The organism is Shimia sp. R9_1, from assembly GCF_017743775.1.
Lineage (GTDB): Bacteria > Pseudomonadota > Alphaproteobacteria > Rhodobacterales > Rhodobacteraceae > Shimia.
Window position 1 is genome coordinate 109,096 of sequence record NZ_JAGHRN010000004.1, and the last position, 15,812, is coordinate 124,907.

The following is a 15,812-nucleotide window of genomic DNA, read 5'->3' on the forward strand; positions in this document are numbered from 1 at the left end:
GATGAACGCAGCAACCAAACTTCCCGGCGACGTGGGCGCCATCCACTTTGTGGGGATCGGCGGCATTGGCATGTCCGGCATTGCCGAGGTGCTGGTGAACCACGGCTATACGGTGCAGGGATCGGACCTGAAAACCACCAAGATCACCCAGCGTCTGGTAGGCATGGGGGCGACGGTGTTTGAAGGACAGCGCGCGGAAAATCTGGAAAACGCCGAAGTGGTGGTGATTTCCTCTGCCATCAAACCGGGCAATCCGGAGCTGGATGAGGCCCGCCGCAAAGGTCTGCCGGTGGTGCGCCGCGCGGAAATGCTGGCGGAGCTGATGCGTTTGAAATCCAACATTGCTGTGGCAGGCACTCATGGCAAGACCACCACCACTACCATGGTCGCAGCCCTGCTGGATCATGGCCATTTTGACCCGACAGTGGTGAACGGCGGGATCATTCACGCCTATGGCTCAAACGCGCGTGTGGGCGAGGGCGAATGGATGGTTGTGGAGGCCGACGAGAGCGACGGCACGTTCAACCGTCTTCCGGCCACCATTGCGATTGTGACCAATATCGACCCGGAGCATATGGAGCACTGGGGCACCGAGGAGGCGCTTCATAAAGGCTTCTATGACTTTGTTTCCAACATCCCGTTTTACGGGCTGGCGGTCTGCTGCACCGATGATCCGGATGTGCAGACGCTGGTGGGCAAGATCACCGACCGGCGCGTGGTGACCTTTGGCTTCAACGCCCAAGCGGATGTGCGCGCGGTGAACCTGACTTATAAAGCGGGCGTGGCGCATTTTGACATCGCGCTGCAGGCTGAGGGCAAGGTGATCGAAGGCTGCACTTTGCCGATGCCGGGGGACCACAACGTGTCCAATGCGCTGTCGGCTGTGGCCATCGCGCGCCATTTGGGCATGAAGCTTGAGGAAATCCGTGCAGCACTCGCCGCCTTTGGCGGGGTGAACCGCCGTTTCACCAAAGTGGGCGAAGTGCTGGGTGGCGTGCCGGTGATTGATGACTATGGCCACCATCCGGTGGAGATCGCCGCGGTGCTGAAAGCCGCGCGGCAGGCGATTGGCGACAGCGGCGGACGGGTGATTGCGGTGCATCAGCCGCACCGTTTCACACGCCTTCATTCGCTGTTTGAGGATTTCTGCACCTGCTTCAATGAAGCCGATGTAGTTGGCATTGCCGATGTCTTTGCCGCCGGTGAGGCTCCGATCGAAGGGGCAAGTCGCGATGATCTGATCAATGGGCTGGTGGCGCATGGGCATCGTCATGCGGTGGCTATCTCTGAGGAAAACGATCTGGTCGCCTTGGTCAAAGACACGGCAAAACCCGGTGACATCGTTGTCTGCCTTGGGGCAGGGTCGATCAGCGCCTGGGCCAATGGGTTGCCAGGGCATCTGGGCGCATAAGCTGTGGTGGCTTGCGTGCGCCTCACAGCGCATTAGAGTGCCTCTGAAAGAGATATGAGGGACATGACGTGAGCCTATCTTTGACTCTTGCCTGCGTTTGGGTGCTGGCCGCCGCCGTGGTGGCCATGCTGCCTTTGCAGAAACAATTCGCTGTCGGCTGGGCCTTGTTTGTGGCCGCGATAATCCTGATTGCGGTGATCTTTTATGAGCACGGTTGGCTGTTTGGCGGGCTGGCGCTTTTTGGTTTTGTCTCCATGTTCCGCCGTCCGTTGAATTACTATCTGCGCAAGTGGATGGGGCTGCCCGTCGAGAGCGACATTGCCGAGGCTGAGGAATGAGCCTGTCGCTGACCTGTGCCTTTGTCTGGCTGATTGCGGCCAATCTGCGCGCGATGTTTCCGTCCAAGGACAATCTCTGGTCCTTTGCTTATGTGATGATTGCGCTTGGCGTGCCGATTGTGATCGGTGTGGCCATTCAGCATAACATCTGGCTGGCGCTGGTGCTGGTGGGTATGGGCGCTTGGATCATGCGGTGGCCGGTGATTTATCTGTGGCGCTGGGTGAAAGGGAAGATCGGATGATCGCCGATCTGATCCTTGATGTGACCCTTGGGCTGAACGCGCTGGTCTGGTTTGCGGTGATGTTGATGCCGCTTTATGGCGCGGTAACAGGGTTTCGCCGCACCCGACCTTTGCTGAAACGCGCAAGTCTGATCCTGATCTGTCTGGCGGTTCTGTTGGCCTCGTTGCTGGTGACGCTCAGCACCTTTGACACCGTTTCTGATCCGGAGTCATTGGCGGCGCTTTATGCCTATAGCGGCCGGCTGGTGTTGGCTTTGCCCGGCGTGCTGGCGATGGGCTGGGGGCTGCATTTTGCATTCTCCCGGCTGCGCAATCGCGCTTAGGCGGGAATTGGCACCGTGGCGGAGGTCAGGGGCTTGCCGGGATAGGGTCGCTTCGGTATCGGTGCAGGAACCATAAGACCCCGAAGGACCCCTGACATGACTGATCTGCCCACACCGCGCGGCAAGCTAACGCCTAGCAAGGAGCTGTCGGGGCTGACGTGGCTGCGTGTGGGTGGCCCGGCGGATTATCTGTTTCAGCCCGCGGATGTGCAGGATCTGGCGGATTTCCTCAAAGCGCTGCCCAAAGATGTGGCGGTTTTCCCGATGGGGGTTGGCTCCAATCTGATCGTGCGCGATGGCGGTTTACGCGCCGTGGTGATCCGCATGGGGCGGGGCTTTAATGCCATTGAGATTGAGGGCAATCGCGTGCGCGCCGGTGTGGCTGCGCTGGATGCGCATGTGGCGCGCAAGGCTGCTGCCGAAGGCGTTGATCTGACGTTTCTGCGCACCATTCCCGGCGCGATTGGTGGGGCGGTGCGTATGAATGCAGGATGCTACGGCTGCTATACCGCGGATGTGTTTGTGCAGGCGACGGCTGTCACGCGCGCGGGCGAGATCGTGACGCTTACAGCGGAGGATCTGAACTTTCAGTACCGTCAGACGGATCTGCCAGAGGGCTGGGTGATTGTGGAGGCGGTTTTGGAAGGCCCATCCGGTGATCCGGAAGAGCTGGCTGCGCGCATGGAGACACAATTGGCCAAGCGCGATGCGACGCAACCCACCAAAGACCGCTCCGCTGGCAGCACCTTCCGCAATCCGGCTGGCTTCTCCTCTACCGGGAAGGCGGATGATGTGCATGACCTCAAAGCCTGGAAGGTGATTGATGATGCAGGGATGCGCGGCGCACGCATAGGTGGCGCGCAGATGAGCGAGATGCATTCCAATTTCATGATCAATACCGGCGACGCCACAGCGGCAGATTTGGAAAATCTGGGCGAGGAAGTGCGAAAAAGGGTTTTCCAAAACAGCGGAATAGAGCTACAGTGGGAAATCATGCGGGTCGGGGAACCGTCCGCTGATTAACTTCTTACCAAATGCTTAATAACAGGCACAAAAAAGCGGTTTGAAGATATCACAACAAGGGCGCAAAGCCCGATAAAACAGGGCAAAGCCCGAACTGAGAGCAGGGCACAAAGCCCAATCCGAGCAGGCATCCCTTGCCTGAATAAAAATGCAGCTGAACAAGGCCGCGATAACGAGTCCGAAGGGCTCAAACCAAAACAGGGCCGAAAACGGCTCGGGACATTGAGGCACGTTGGGTATGTCAGAGCAGACAAACCCCAAAGTTGCAGTTGTGATGGGCGGACCCTCTGCAGAACGCGAGGTTTCGCTTTCCACAGGGCGTGAATGCGCCGCTGCGCTGCGGGAAGCAGGATATGAGACCGTCGAGCTTGATGCCGGGTCGGATCTTGTTGCGCGCCTTAAAGAGATTTCTCCGGATGTGATTTTCAATGCGCTGCATGGCCGCTGGGGCGAAGACGGCTGTGTGCAGGGCATTTTTGAGTGGATGCGCATCCCCTACACCCATTCAGGTGTGCTGGCCTCGGCGCTCGCCATGGACAAGCAGCGCGCCAAAGAAGCTTTCAAAGCCGCCGGTCTGCCGGTGGTGGAAAGCGTGATTGCGGACAAAGCCGATGTGGGCGCGCGTCATGTGATGGAACCGCCCTATGTGGTGAAGCCCAACAATGAGGGTTCCTCGGTTGGCATCTATATCGTCAACGCCGGTGCCAACACGCCGCCCAAGCTGGCGGAGACCATGCCGGATGAGGTGATGGTGGAAACCTATGCACCTGGCCGCGAATTGACGACCACCGTGATGGGTGACCGCGCTCTGGGCGTGACCGATATCATCACCGACGGCTGGTATGACTATGAGGCGAAATACGCCGAGGGCGGATCGCGCCATGAGATCCCCGCGCAGGTGCCGCAAGAGATTTACGACGCTTGCATGGACTATGCCGTGCGCGCACACAACGCGCTTGGCTGTCGGGGTGTGTCGCGCACCGATTTCCGCTGGGATGAGGCGCGTGGTTTGGATGGGCTGATCCTGCTGGAGGTCAACACCCAGCCGGGCATGACCCTCACATCCCTGTCGCCGGAGCAGGCGGCACATTGCGGCATGTCTTTTGCAGAGTTCTGCAGCTGGATGGTGGAGGACGCCTCATGCGATCGCTGAGCGCGCCAAAGCGCAAAAAGCCGCGCCACGATCCGGCGCCGAGCCGGTGGGCCTATCGCTTTGAGCGGCTGATGCTGACGCCGCTCTTTCGTTTTTGCCTGCGTACGGTTGTGCCTTTTGCAGTCGTGGCCGGCGGGACGCTGATTTATTTCTCTGATGAGGATCGCCGGGAGGCGTTGAGCCTTGCGATCAATGATCTGCGCCGCGAGATTGCGACACGCCCTGAGTTCATGGTCAGCGCCATGGCGATTGATGGTGCCTCAGATGGCACCTCCGAGGACGTCCGCGATATTCTGTCGCTGAGCTTTCCGGTGAGTTCCTTTGATCTTGATCTGCCCGCCATTCAGGCGCGGGTCAGTGAGCTGCCGTCTATTGCCAGCGCCTCGGTGCGGGTGCGCACCGGCGGGGTGCTGCAGCTTGATATTGCCGAGCGCACGCCAGTTGTTGTTTGGCGAACCCATGAAGGTCTGACTCTTGTGGATCCGGATGGTCATGTGACCGGCCCGGCCGTGTCGCGCAGCGCCCATGCGCAGATGCCGCTGATTGCGGGCGAGGGCGCTGAGGGCCATGTGCGCGAAGCGTTGGAGCTTTTTGCTGCGGCCGATCCGATCGCGGATCGTGTGATCGGCCTTGTGCGTGTCGGAGAGCGGCGCTGGGATGTGGCGCTGACCCGTGAGCAACGGATTTTGCTGCCGGAGCAGGGGGCTGTGCAGGCGCTTGACCGAGTGGTCGCGCTTAACAGCGCGCAGGAGCTTCTGGAGCGCGATATTTCGGTGGTGGACATGCGGCTGACCCGTCGTCCGACCATCCAACTTACAGAAAATGCCGTCGAGGACTGGTGGCGCACCAGTCAGATAACCTTGGGGACAACAGGACAATGACAGAGCTGTATCAAAGCCAGCGCGCCATGCGTGCGATGCGCAAAGCGGCCATGCAACGCGGTGTGATTGCGGTTCTGGATGTGGGAACGTCCAAGATCGCCTGTCTGGTTCTGCGCTTTGACGGCACGGATCGGCTCGCCAGTGTTGAGGGCATCGGCTCCATGGCGGGGCAAAGCGGTTTTCGGGTGATCGGCGCCAATACCATCATGTCCCGTGGTGTGAAATTTGGCGAAATCGACACCATGCAGGAAACCGAGCGCGCCATTCGCACGGTGGTGCAGGCTGCGCAGAAGATGGCCAAGATCCGCGTGGATCACGTGATCGCCTGTTTTTCCGGCGCGGAGCCGCGCTCTTACGGTCTGGACGGGCAGATTGATGTGCATGGCCAAGTGGTTGGCGAGCAGGATGTGGCGCGCGTGCTTGCCGCCTGCGATGTGCCCGACTACGGCGCAGACCGCGAAGTGCTGCACGCACAGCCGGTGAATTTTGCGCTGGATCACCGCTCCGGTCTCAATGACCCGCGCGGGCAGGTGGGGCAGGTGCTGACCACCGACATGCATATGCTGACCGTCGACAAAGCGGCGGTGCAGAACCTTGTGCATTGCATCAAGCGCTGTGATCTGGAATTGGCGGGGATTGCCTCCTCGGCCTATGTCTCCGGTCTTTCTGCGCTCGTGGAAGATGAGCAGGAGCTTGGCGCGGCGTGCATCGACATGGGCGGCGGGGCGACCAGCCTGTCGATCTTCATGAAGAAGCACATGATCTTTGCCGACACGGTGCGCATGGGGGGTGATCACGTCACCGGCGACATCTCCATGGGGCTTCAGGTGCCCATGGCCACGGCGGAGCGGATCAAGACTTTCTATGGCGGCGTTGTGGCCACCGGGATGGATGATCGCGACATGATCGAGCTGTCCGGGGACACCGGCGATTGGGAGCATGATCGGCGCACGGTGAGTCGCGCAGAATTGATTGGAATCATGCGCCCACGTGTCGAAGAAATCCTGGAAGAAGTGCGCGCGCGGCTGGATGTGGCCGGGTTTGAGCACCTTCCGAGCCAACAAATTGTGCTGACCGGCGGCGGCAGCCAGATCCCGGGATTGGACGGCCTCGCCTCCAAAATCCTGGGGCAGCAGGTCCGCCTTGGCCGCCCGATGCGCGTGCATGGGCTGCCTCAGGCAGCGACCGGACCGGGCTTTGCCGCCACGGTGGGCATGTGCCTTTTTGCAACCCATCCGCAGGACGAATGGTGGGACTTCGACCTGCCGGTGGATCGCTATCACTCGCGCACCATCGGGCGCGCGGTGCGGTGGTTCCGGGAAAATTGGTGAGGCTTTAGTTGGGGATAAAGTGACGAAAGTGACTTTTTGGGGGTGACCTCTTCGGACTGCGCCGTTAAGGTTTTCGTAACCGCCAGAGAACGCGGATCAAGCAGGCCGAGCAGTGGTCTCCGATATCATAGTAGCCAGTCTCGTGACGCCAGAGGTGTCTCGGATGGTTCCGTAGTGTTGTGCTGCGCATGGATTGCCCCGCAAAATATCGCGGTTTCGGCAAGATGCCGCTAGTTTTATAATTTTTCCTCCACATTTTGTGGCGAAATGCGCTTTTTGGGATGACGATTCCGGAAAGCGTGTTTAATAATGTGTTGGAGTAGGCAGAAAATGGCCCGCTGTGGCGGGTAAACAACAGGCGGACAGTTCTATGGCTTTGAATCTGACGATGCCCGATGAGGGTGATCTGAAACCCCGTATCACCGTATTTGGTGTAGGCGGCGCAGGCGGCAACGCGGTCAACAACATGATCGATAAAGCGCTGGAAGGCGTGGAGTTCGTTGTGGCGAACACCGACGCGCAGGCGTTGCAGCAGAGCAAATCTGACAGCCGTGTGCAGCTGGGCGTAAAGGTCACCGAAGGTTTGGGCGCTGGGGCGCGCGCAACCGTTGGCGCCGCGGCCGCTGAAGAAAGCATTGAGGAGATCGTGGATCACCTCGCAGGCGCACACATGTGCTTCATCACCGCAGGCATGGGCGGTGGCACCGGCACCGGTGCAGCACCGATCATCGCACAAGCAGCGCGTGAACTGGGTGTTCTGACGGTGGGTGTTGTCACCAAGCCGTTCCAGTTTGAAGGCGCCAAGCGGATGCGTCAGGCCGAAGAGGGCGTGGAGCAGCTGCAAAAGATGGTCGACACGCTGATCATCATCCCGAACCAGAACCTGTTCCGCCTCGCCAATGAAAAGACCACCTTCACTGAAGCCTTCTCCATGGCGGACGATGTGCTGTATCAGGGCGTGAAAGGTGTGACGGATCTGATGGTGCGTCCGGGCCTGATCAACCTCGACTTCGCGGACGTACGCGCCGTGATGGACGAGATGGGCAAAGCGATGATGGGCACGGGCGAAGCAACCGGCGAAGATCGTGCGATCCAAGCGGCAGAGAAGGCGATTGCCAACCCGCTGCTGGACGAGATCTCCCTGCGCGGTGCCAAAGGCGTTCTGATCAACATCACCGGCGGTCACGACCTGACCCTGTTCGAACTGGACGAAGCGGCCAACCGCATCCGCGAGGAAGTGGACGCCGACGCCAATATCATCGTGGGCTCCACCATGGACGACACGCTGGAAGGTGGCATGCGCGTATCCGTCGTTGCCACTGGCATCGATGCCGCAGAAGCCAACGCAGCCATGCCACTGCCGCGCCGCTCCATGAAAGCGCCGCTGCCACAGGCCGAAGTTGAAGCAGCACCCGTTGCCGCAGCCCCTGTTGAGCAGGCACCGGTTGCCGCACAGGCCGCGCCAGCGGCTGCGCAACCTGCCGCAGCAGCCCCGGCAGAGCCATCCCTGTTCCCGCAGATGGACGCGCAGCGCGCCGCAGCGGAAGAGCAGATGGAAGACATCTTTGAAGCGCCAGCCGCACAGGCCGCAGCACCGGCCGCGCCGACCTTTGATGCCGCCTCCGCAGGTGCCGATGTGCCTCCACCGGCTTATCAGCCGACCGCAGCACAGCAGGTGCAGCCGCAGATGTTTGAGGAAGAAGAGCCTCAGGATTTCGTCGCGCCACAGCGTCCGGCACCGGGCACACCAACGCCACAGCTGATGCAGCGCCTGCAGGCCGCCGTTGAAAAAGCGCCTGCCGCACCGGCCCGTCCGGCCGCAGCAGCGCCTGTGCAGGAGCCACGTGCCGAAGAGCGTCCGCGCTTTGGTATCAATTCGCTGATCAACAAGATGACCGGCCACGCTGCTGAGCAGCAACCAGCCGCACGTCCGGCACCTGCCGCACCAGTGGCACGCCAGCAACCTGCGGTTCAGTCGCAGGCACCGGCCACGCAAATGGACGAAGATCAGGAACGTATCGAAATTCCGGCCTTCCTGCGCCGTCAAGCGAACTGATTTATTCAGCTTAACACGTGAAGAGGTCGCCTTTCGCAGGCGGCCTTTTTCTTTTTATTTGCAATGGTTTGTGTGGTTCGTGGCGGGGTTTTGCCGAACTGTTACAAACATGTTTCAGTCCGTTGCAAAGCTTTATTTGAGGTGACGGGCGGAACCAACTACCTCACTATTGCGGCCAAATGGGGTGCGCCGCGTAACCTTTGAGGATCACCGTGCAAGCCACTTTGAAAACACCAGTTCATTTCGTTGGAACCGGCCTACACTCCGGCGCTGAAGTGCACCTGACCGTGCGCCCGGCATCGGCAGATTACGGCATCTGGTTCAAGCGGACGGACATTCTGGTGGGCGATGCGATGATCCCGGCACGCTGGGATGTGGTTGAGCAAACCGCACTCTGCACCCGCATTCTCAACACCGCAGGCGTGGCTGTGTCCACCATTGAGCACCTGATGGCAGCTCTGGCGGGCTGCGGCATCCACAACGCGTTGATCGAGATCGACGCGCCTGAAGTGCCGATCCTTGATGGCAGCTCTGCGGAGTTTGTGCGCGGCTTCCTGAAAGCGGGCATCGTGAGTCAGCATGCATCTGTCTGGGCTATTGAAGTGCTGAAGCCCGTGTCGGTCACTCGCGGCGACGCGGTGGCCGAACTGCTGCCAGCAGATGAAATGCGCATCGATTTCCACATCGACTTTGTTGATGAAGCCATTGGTCAACAGACCAAGACCCTGAGCCTTGCCAACGGTAGCTTTGTTCGTGAGCTGTGTGACAGCCGCACTTTCTGTCGTCAGGCGGATGTCGAAGCGATGCAGGCCAATGGTCTGGCGCTGGGGGGCGACCCAACCGAGAACGCTGTGGTGTTTGACGGCGCCAAAGTCAGTGCGCAGGGTGGTCTGCGCCACTCCGATGAGCCTGTGCGCCACAAGATGCTGGACGCGATGGGTGATCTCTATCTCGCCGGTGCGCCTCTGCTGGCGCAGTATCGCGGCCACCGTGCCGGTCACGCCCTGACCAATGCGCTTCTGCGTGAACTTTTTGCGGATCCATCAGCATGGCGTCTGGTGGAATGCACGGCCGCACAGGCCGCACGTTTGCCTGGTGCGGGCGTGCATATGGGCGAGGTTCCTGCGGTCGCCTAAATGTGATTGCAAGATTTGAAGCCAAAGACGTTTTGCCCCGGAAAATTCTGTGCTAACAGCATTCTGGAAGGGTGGGTAAATCCCGCGATGAAGAGAAGGTTGAGCACTATGTCAGGCATCGGGTCGCGGGCACGTCTTCTGGGATCGGTTCTGGCACTGGCCGTTGTGGTGGCCTGTGGCGACAATGACGCAAGCGACGCACGCCGTGGTTTGATCGATCTGGAACAATTCACACCGGAACAGATTTACGAGCGTGGCGAATTCGAGCTGGCACGGAATCGCGGCACGGATGCGGCGTTCTTCTTTTCCGAGATTGAGCGGCTGTACCCTTATTCAGAGCTGTCCCAACGCGCCTTGATCATGCAGGCGTTCTCTTATCATGCCGATAAGAGCTATCCCGAGAGCCGGGCTGCGGCACAGCGGTATATCGACTTTTATCCGGCGGATGAGGATGCAGCCTATGCGCAGTACCTTCTGGCGCTGAGCTATTATGACCAAATCGACGAAGTGGGCCGTGACCAAGGCCTGACATTTCAGGCGCTGCAGGAGCTGCGCAAGGTCATCGAGATTTATCCGGACAGCGAATATGCCCGTTCGGCGGCGCTGAAATTTGATCTGGCCTTTGACCACCTCGCCTCCAAAGAGATGGAAATCGGCCGCTATTACCTGCGCCGGGATCACTATGCGGCGGCGATCAAGCGTTTCCGTGTGGTGGTAGAGGATTTCTCCACCACGACCCACACGGCAGAAGCGCTGCACCGTTTGGTTGAGGCGTATCTATCGCTGGGTCTTGTGCAGCAGGCACAGACTGCTGGGGCCATTCTCGGTTACAACTTCCAGTCCACCGAGTGGTATGAAGACAGCTACAAACTGTTGACCGGACGCGGGCTTGAGCTTGAGGCCGCAGGCGACGGCTGGCTCAACCAAGTTTACCGTCAGACCTTGAAGGGGCAATGGCTGTAACGGCGCGCAGGTTGCGCCCTGCCAACTGACCCACATGCTGCGCTCTCTTGATATCCGCGATATGCTGATCATTGATCGGCTCGAGCTGGCGTTTCAGCCGGGCCTCAATGTGCTGACGGGTGAGACCGGGGCAGGCAAATCCATTTTGCTCGACAGTCTGGGCTTTGTGCTTGGCTGGCGCGGGCGTGCCGAGCTGGTGCGCGCGGGGGCGGAGCAGGGTGAGGTTGTCGCAGAGTTTGATCTGCACGAAGGCCATCCGGCCCATGCTATTCTCGAAGAGGCTGGGCTGCCCGGAGGCGAAGAACTGATCCTGCGGCGGGTGAACCGCACCGATGGCCGCAAGACAGCCTGGGTGAACGACCGCCGTGTGTCGGGGGAAGTGCTGCGGCGCTTGTCTGAGACTTTGGTGGAACTGCACGGTCAGCATGATGATCGCGGGCTGTTGAACCCCAAAGGCCACCGCGACCTGCTCGATATCTTTGCGGAGACCGAAAAGCTGCGCGGTAAGACCCGTAGCACATGGAGCGCGGTGACCAAGGCGCGCAAGGCGTTGACCGCAGCCGAGGCGGCGCTGGCCGAAGCGAAAGCCGAAGAGGATTTCCTGCGCCATGCGGTGGCTGAGCTTGATAAGCTTGACCCGCAACCGGGGGAAGAAGCCGAGCTCGATACCCGCCGTCGTATGATGCAGGGTGCGGAAAAGGTGCGTGAGGACGTCAGCCGCGCCCATGCGGCGCTTGGCAATGGCGGTGCGGAGAGCGCCATGGGCGACGCGCTGCGCTGGCTGGATGGTGCTTTGGCGGAAACCAGCGGGGCGCTTGACGCGCCGGTCGCGGCATTGGAGCGCGCGCTCAATGAGGTGAGCGATGCGGTCGATGGCATCGAGCGCTGTTTGGAGGCGTTGGATTTCAACCCGCATGAGCTGGAAGAGATCGAAGAGCGCTTGTTTGCGATCCGGGCTTTGGCACGCAAGCATGGCGAAGTGCCGGACGAGCTTGGCACATTTGCGCAAAACCTGCGCACGCGTCTGGCCGCTCTGGATGCGGGCGAGGGCAATATTGCGGCGCTGACCGCAGATCTCAATGCGGCAGAGAGCGCTTATGACGCCGCTGCAAACGCCCTGACCAAGGCGCGCCAGACCGCGGCGAAAGGGCTTGATAAGGCCGTCATGGCTGAGCTTGCGCCGCTCAAGATGGAACGCGCGGTGTTTGAGACCCGTATCAGCGAAGGCGACGCCGGTCCGGAAGGCCGCGACGCGGTGGAGTTTGTGGTGGCCACCAACCCCGGTGCTCCGGCAGGCCCGCTTGCCAAGATCGCCTCAGGCGGTGAATTGAGCCGGTTCCTTCTGGCGCTTAAGGTGTGCCTGACCAGCGACATCAGTGGCATGACCCTGATCTTTGATGAAATCGACCGCGGTGTGGGCGGCGCGACTGCGGATGCGGTGGGCCGACGCCTGAAGGCGTTGGCCGATGGCGGGCAGGTGCTGGTTGTGACCCACTCTCCGCAGGTGGCCGCGCTTGGCGCGCATCACTGGCGCGTGGAAAAGAGCGTGAAAAACAATCAGACCCTCAGCCGTGTGGTGCCTTTGAGCGCGGATGAGCAGATTGACGAAGTGGCCCGCATGATCTCTGGTGACACGATCACCAGCGAAGCCCGCGCCGCCGCCAGAGCGCTTCTGGGCTGACACAACCGTCTGCGCTGCCTCAGGCGTGGCAGCTGTCGCACAATTGTCCACATTCACGTGAAATGCGGCGCTTACCCCTTTGCTATGACAGCAAAACCCGCGTAGAGCAGAGAAGACCCCCTATGGGTCTGACTCCCGGAGATTTTGCGGCCCAATGGCGAAATCGGTTGGCTCCTTTCTGGCGGAAAGCGCTCAAGACGCGGCAAACACTTGTCGTGGCGGATGGCGCGTGCTGGTCACCAAGGGGCCAAGTCAGTTTCAGTTCTGGATCATCGCGCTTTGCATCGGGATTGCCGCCGGTTTTGCGGCTTTGTTCTTTCGCAAGGGCATCCATTGGCTGCAGTCCACGCTTTATGGCGCTGAGGATCTGACCAAGCTGCACAGCTTTGCCTATACGCTGCCATGGTACTGGCTGCTGGTGATCCCGACTGTCGGCGGCTTGGTGGTTGGATTGATCCTGCACCACTTCACGCCGGATGGGCGGGTGCGCTCTGTGGCGGATGCGATCGAAGGCGCCGCACTGCATGAAGGGCGTGTGGAGAAACGGGCCGGGATTGCCTCTGCTTTTGCCTCGCTGATCACCCTGTCCTCTGGCGGCTCCACCGGGCGAGAGGGGCCTGTTGTGCATGTGGCAGGCGTGATTTCCAGCTGGGTCAGCGACCGCATCAATGCCAATGGCATCACCGGGCGCGATCTGTTGGGCTGTGCGGTTGCGGCGGCCGTTTCTGCCTCCTTTAATGCGCCGATTGCCGGGGCGCTTTTTGCGCTGGAGGTGGTGCTGCGCCACTTTGCTGTGCACGCCTTTGCGCCCATCGTGATTGCCGCCGTCGCTGGCACGGTGATCAACCGGCTGGAGTTTGGCGATGTCACGGAGTTCATGCTCAACACCGGCACCGAGCTGCAATTCTACCAAGAGCTGCCCGCCTTTCTGATCCTCGGCGGGATTTGCGGGCTGGCGGCTGTGGCGCTGATGTGGACGATCTTCTGGGCCGAAGATATGGCCAACCACGTGCAGGAAGAGCTGCGCATCCCACGGTGGCTGCGTCCGGCGATTTCGGGCATTTTGCTGGGCATTCTGGCGATCTGGTTTCCGCATATTATTGGCGTCGGTTATGAGACCACCTCTGCGGCCCTGACGGGGCAGTTGCTGTTGCATGAGGCGGTGGTCTTTGCGGTGTTGAAGGTGATTGCGGTCTCCATCACCATGGCGGGCCGTATGGGCGGGGGCGTGTTCTCGCCTGCCTTGATGCTGGGCGCGCTGACCGGTTTGGCCTTTGGCATGATTGCCACGGCGATTTTCCCCGATGTGTCCGGCACCACCACGCTTTATGCGCTGGCCGGGATGGGAGCCGTGGCCGCCGCCGTGTTGGGCGCGCCGATTTCTACAACGCTGATCGTGTTTGAAATGACCGGCGACTGGCAGACAGGGCTGGCGGTGATGGTGGCGGTTTCGATCTCCACCGCGCTCAGCTCCCGTCTTGTGGATGGGTCGTTCTTCCTCACCCAGCTGGAGCGGCGCAACGTGCATATCGCGGCGGGCCCGCAGGCCTATCTGCTGGCGCTTTGTGGCGTGGCCAAGGTCATGCGTAGCAACGATGATCCCAAAGCCGCCCCAGAGGAGCGGTGCTGGGAGATGGTGGCTGAGGGTTGTTATGTGAGCGGCAATGCCACGCTGGAAAGCCTGATGCCGATGTTTGAAGCCACAGGGGAGGCCTTTATCCCTGTGGTTACGGTGGTGGGTGAAGATGCCTCACCAGAGCTGTTGGGAGCGGTCTTTCACGTGGATGCGCTGCGGGCCTACAACAAGGCGCTGGCGGAGACCGCAGCCGAAGAGCATTCCTGAGCGCAGGCGCGCTCGCTTACTCGTAAAATTCCACAGAGGTTGCCCGCAGTTTATAGGTCGCGCTGACATCAGAGTCCCCATCGACCAGAAACAAAGAGCTTATCGTCGGATCGTTGCGCAGCTCGCCGGTGATCCAGACCGGGGTGTAAAGCCCCTCCGGCTCAAAGCCCTCGGGATAGCTCACATGCACAATCTGATTGGCAGGGGGCGGGGGCACATGGATACAGGCGCCGACTGTTGGCACCAACAGGAATTCGGTGGCCTTGTCGCCGTTCATCTCAAGCGGCAGCAGGTAGCCGGGCAGGCGGATGGATTGGCCCACCACAGCGTCATTGGGTGCGCTGGCCTCAGCCTCCAGCTGCGCCATGATGCGCAGGCGCTCAGACAGCAGGAAATCCACCTTCACACCCTGATCATAGAGCACGCCACGCAGAGCCTTGGCATCTGCGGCGGCGTCTTTGTCGTTGTCTTCTTCGGCGATGGTGTCCAGGCGCAGCACGCGGGCGAGGTTTTCCATCTGTTCGTTGGTGAGGGTTTCAAAGGGGTTTTTGATCGGCGTGGTTGGCCCCACCAGATCATCCCAGCCCAGCTCACGCGGCTCTGAGGCAAGGCTTGCGGTGCTCAGGCCCGCAGAGATCAGCGCTGCTGCGGCTGCGGTCAATAGCGGTTTCATCGTTGGTGTCCTCACACTCTAAGCCGTGTTGCCAGCCCATCTGCCAACGCAATGCGATATATACCCCAAGCTGGCAGAAAACCGGCCAAGAGGCCAAAACAAAAGATCGCGATCAGGAAGCGCAGATCCGGCGCCGAGATCGCGGAAAAACCAATGCGGAAGCCGACAGCAGGGGGCATGTTCTGCGCCTGCGCAGGAGCATGCGTTCGCCAGCCTCTATGCAAAGCGACACCTGCATGATCGCAGGTGCCTTCTTGTCCGGCCACCCTTAGGTGAGCGCCTCAGTCTTCGTGCCCGCCATCGTCCCAGCCTCTTTGGCGAGAAGACGAGCGGCGGGAAGATTGGGTCAGACGCGCTCGACCGTCACCAAATCGGAGCCGTGAAAGGCAATATGCGCCTTGATCCGCTCGACTGCTTCAATCGGGGCCTCATAGCTCCAGGCGGCATCCTTGATGGTCGTGCTCTTGGTCACGATGGAATAATAGGAGGCGTCGCCCTTATGCGGGCAATGCGTGGTCTTTTCACTGTCGTCCAGAAAGGCTGTCGCGATGTCGGCGCGGGGGAAATAGATCACAGGGGCATGGCCCTCTTCGCTCAGCTCCAGTGCTGCGCTGCTTTCGCCCAAAATGGCGCCGCCAGCCCGCACAACCCAATTGCCGTCTGCCTTGCGAATGGTGATATTGCCGCTCATCAAATTTCCCCTTTTCCTCATCCTGTTGCCACTATCGCCGCTTTGTGACAGCGCTATGTCAGCTCAA

General features: G+C 60.5%; 16 protein-coding genes. 13 read left to right on the forward strand and 3 right to left on the reverse strand.

Features of this window, described 5'->3' with window-relative positions; all coding sequences use genetic code 11:
• Position 1 precedes the first annotated feature (1 nt).
• The 13 genes from murC to J7399_RS13950 all read left to right on the forward strand — a co-directional run bounded on the left by murC (position 2) and on the right by J7399_RS13950 (position 14,381).
• Positions 2-1,411 carry a UDP-N-acetylmuramate--L-alanine ligase gene (gene murC, locus J7399_RS13890; RefSeq protein WP_209086962.1) on the forward strand — a complete coding sequence of 470 codons (1,410 nt, stop codon included), beginning with the start codon at positions 2-4 and terminating at the stop codon, positions 1,409-1,411.
• A 68-nt stretch (positions 1,412-1,479) separates the two neighbouring features.
• Positions 1,480-1,749, forward strand: coding sequence for a DUF2484 family protein (locus J7399_RS13895; protein ID WP_209086963.1), 270 nt, complete (start codon positions 1,480-1,482; stop codon positions 1,747-1,749).
• Entirely contained in the window at positions 1,746-1,991 is a 246-nt protein-coding gene (locus J7399_RS13900; RefSeq protein WP_209086965.1) for a DUF2484 family protein, read from the forward strand. Before J7399_RS13895 ends, J7399_RS13900 begins: the two co-directional genes overlap by 4 nt.
• Positions 1,988-2,314, forward strand: coding sequence for a hypothetical protein (locus J7399_RS13905; RefSeq protein ID WP_209086967.1), 327 nt, complete (start codon positions 1,988-1,990; stop codon positions 2,312-2,314). The genes J7399_RS13900 and J7399_RS13905 overlap by 4 nt, the downstream gene beginning before the upstream one ends.
• Positions 2,315-2,410: 96 nt before the next feature.
• Positions 2,411-3,337: a UDP-N-acetylmuramate dehydrogenase gene (murB, locus tag J7399_RS13910; protein WP_209086968.1), complete on the forward strand. Its 927-nt coding sequence runs from the start codon at positions 2,411-2,413 to the stop codon at positions 3,335-3,337.
• A 238-nt stretch (positions 3,338-3,575) separates the two neighbouring features.
• Entirely contained in the window at positions 3,576-4,490 is a 915-nt protein-coding gene (locus tag J7399_RS13915; protein WP_209086970.1) for a D-alanine--D-alanine ligase, read from the forward strand.
• Positions 4,478-5,371 (forward strand): cell division protein FtsQ/DivIB, encoded by an 894-nt coding sequence (locus tag J7399_RS13920; protein WP_209086972.1) that lies wholly within the window; start codon positions 4,478-4,480, stop codon positions 5,369-5,371. The genes J7399_RS13915 and J7399_RS13920 overlap by 13 nt, the downstream gene beginning before the upstream one ends.
• Positions 5,368-6,702, forward strand: coding sequence for a cell division protein FtsA (gene ftsA, locus J7399_RS13925; protein ID WP_209086974.1), 1,335 nt, complete (start codon positions 5,368-5,370; stop codon positions 6,700-6,702). Before J7399_RS13920 ends, ftsA begins: the two co-directional genes overlap by 4 nt.
• Positions 6,703-7,072: 370 nt before the next feature.
• Positions 7,073-8,758, forward strand: coding sequence for a cell division protein FtsZ (ftsZ, locus tag J7399_RS13930; protein WP_209086975.1), 1,686 nt, complete (start codon positions 7,073-7,075; stop codon positions 8,756-8,758).
• Between the two features lie 212 nt (positions 8,759-8,970).
• Complete coding sequence (lpxC, locus tag J7399_RS13935) at positions 8,971-9,894, forward strand: UDP-3-O-acyl-N-acetylglucosamine deacetylase (protein ID WP_209063677.1); 924 nt, start codon at positions 8,971-8,973, stop codon at positions 9,892-9,894.
• 108 nt (positions 9,895-10,002) lie between these two features.
• Positions 10,003-10,857, forward strand: coding sequence for an outer membrane protein assembly factor BamD (locus tag J7399_RS13940; protein ID WP_209063675.1), 855 nt, complete (start codon positions 10,003-10,005; stop codon positions 10,855-10,857).
• A gap of 34 nt (positions 10,858-10,891) precedes the next feature.
• Positions 10,892-12,538 (forward strand): DNA repair protein RecN, encoded by a 1,647-nt coding sequence (gene recN, locus J7399_RS13945; RefSeq protein WP_209086976.1) that lies wholly within the window; start codon positions 10,892-10,894, stop codon positions 12,536-12,538.
• 154 nt (positions 12,539-12,692) lie between these two features.
• Positions 12,693-14,381 carry a chloride channel protein gene (locus tag J7399_RS13950; protein WP_209063671.1) on the forward strand — a complete coding sequence of 563 codons (1,689 nt, stop codon included), beginning with the start codon at positions 12,693-12,695 and terminating at the stop codon, positions 14,379-14,381.
• Positions 14,382-14,397: 16 nt separating this feature from the next.
• On the opposite strand, the gene J7399_RS13955 is transcribed toward J7399_RS13950, so the two are convergent.
• From J7399_RS13955 to J7399_RS13965, 3 genes are all read right to left on the reverse strand, one after another.
• Positions 14,398-15,054: a DUF3299 domain-containing protein gene (locus tag J7399_RS13955; protein ID WP_209086977.1), complete on the reverse strand. Its 657-nt coding sequence runs from the start codon at positions 15,052-15,054 to the stop codon at positions 14,398-14,400.
• Between the two features lie 11 nt (positions 15,055-15,065).
• Positions 15,066-15,233 (reverse strand): hypothetical protein, encoded by a 168-nt coding sequence (locus J7399_RS13960; protein ID WP_209086978.1) that lies wholly within the window; start codon positions 15,231-15,233, stop codon positions 15,066-15,068.
• A gap of 167 nt (positions 15,234-15,400) precedes the next feature.
• Entirely contained in the window at positions 15,401-15,745 is a 345-nt protein-coding gene (locus J7399_RS13965; RefSeq protein ID WP_209063667.1) for a DUF427 domain-containing protein, read from the reverse strand.
• Between the last annotated feature and the right edge of the window lie 67 nt (positions 15,746-15,812).

Excerpts from the sequence above, each read along its gene's own strand:
- murC (WP_209086962.1), top strand. The coding sequence starts at position 2 with ATGAACGCAGCAACCAAACTTCCCGGCGACGTGGGCGCCATCCACTTT.
- J7399_RS13900 (WP_209086965.1), top strand. The coding sequence starts at position 1,746 with ATGAGCCTGTCGCTGACCTGTGCCTTTGTCTGGCTGATTGCGGCCAAT.
- J7399_RS13905 (WP_209086967.1), top strand. The coding sequence starts at position 1,988 with ATGATCGCCGATCTGATCCTTGATGTGACCCTTGGGCTGAACGCGCTG.
- murB (WP_209086968.1), top strand. The coding sequence starts at position 2,411 with ATGACTGATCTGCCCACACCGCGCGGCAAGCTAACGCCTAGCAAGGAG.
- J7399_RS13915 (WP_209086970.1), top strand. The coding sequence starts at position 3,576 with ATGTCAGAGCAGACAAACCCCAAAGTTGCAGTTGTGATGGGCGGACCC.
- J7399_RS13920 (WP_209086972.1), top strand. The coding sequence starts at position 4,478 with ATGCGATCGCTGAGCGCGCCAAAGCGCAAAAAGCCGCGCCACGATCCG.
- ftsA (WP_209086974.1), top strand. The coding sequence starts at position 5,368 with ATGACAGAGCTGTATCAAAGCCAGCGCGCCATGCGTGCGATGCGCAAA.
- ftsZ (WP_209086975.1), top strand. The coding sequence starts at position 7,073 with ATGGCTTTGAATCTGACGATGCCCGATGAGGGTGATCTGAAACCCCGT.
- J7399_RS13940 (WP_209063675.1), top strand. The coding sequence starts at position 10,003 with ATGTCAGGCATCGGGTCGCGGGCACGTCTTCTGGGATCGGTTCTGGCA.
- recN (WP_209086976.1), top strand. The coding sequence starts at position 10,892 with ATGCTGCGCTCTCTTGATATCCGCGATATGCTGATCATTGATCGGCTC.
- J7399_RS13950 (WP_209063671.1), top strand. The coding sequence starts at position 12,693 with ATGGCGAAATCGGTTGGCTCCTTTCTGGCGGAAAGCGCTCAAGACGCG.
- J7399_RS13955 (WP_209086977.1), bottom strand. The coding sequence starts at position 15,054 with ATGAAACCGCTATTGACCGCAGCCGCAGCAGCGCTGATCTCTGCGGGC.
- J7399_RS13960 (WP_209086978.1), bottom strand. The coding sequence starts at position 15,233 with ATGCCCCCTGCTGTCGGCTTCCGCATTGGTTTTTCCGCGATCTCGGCG.
- J7399_RS13965 (WP_209063667.1), bottom strand. The coding sequence starts at position 15,745 with ATGAGCGGCAATATCACCATTCGCAAGGCAGACGGCAATTGGGTTGTG.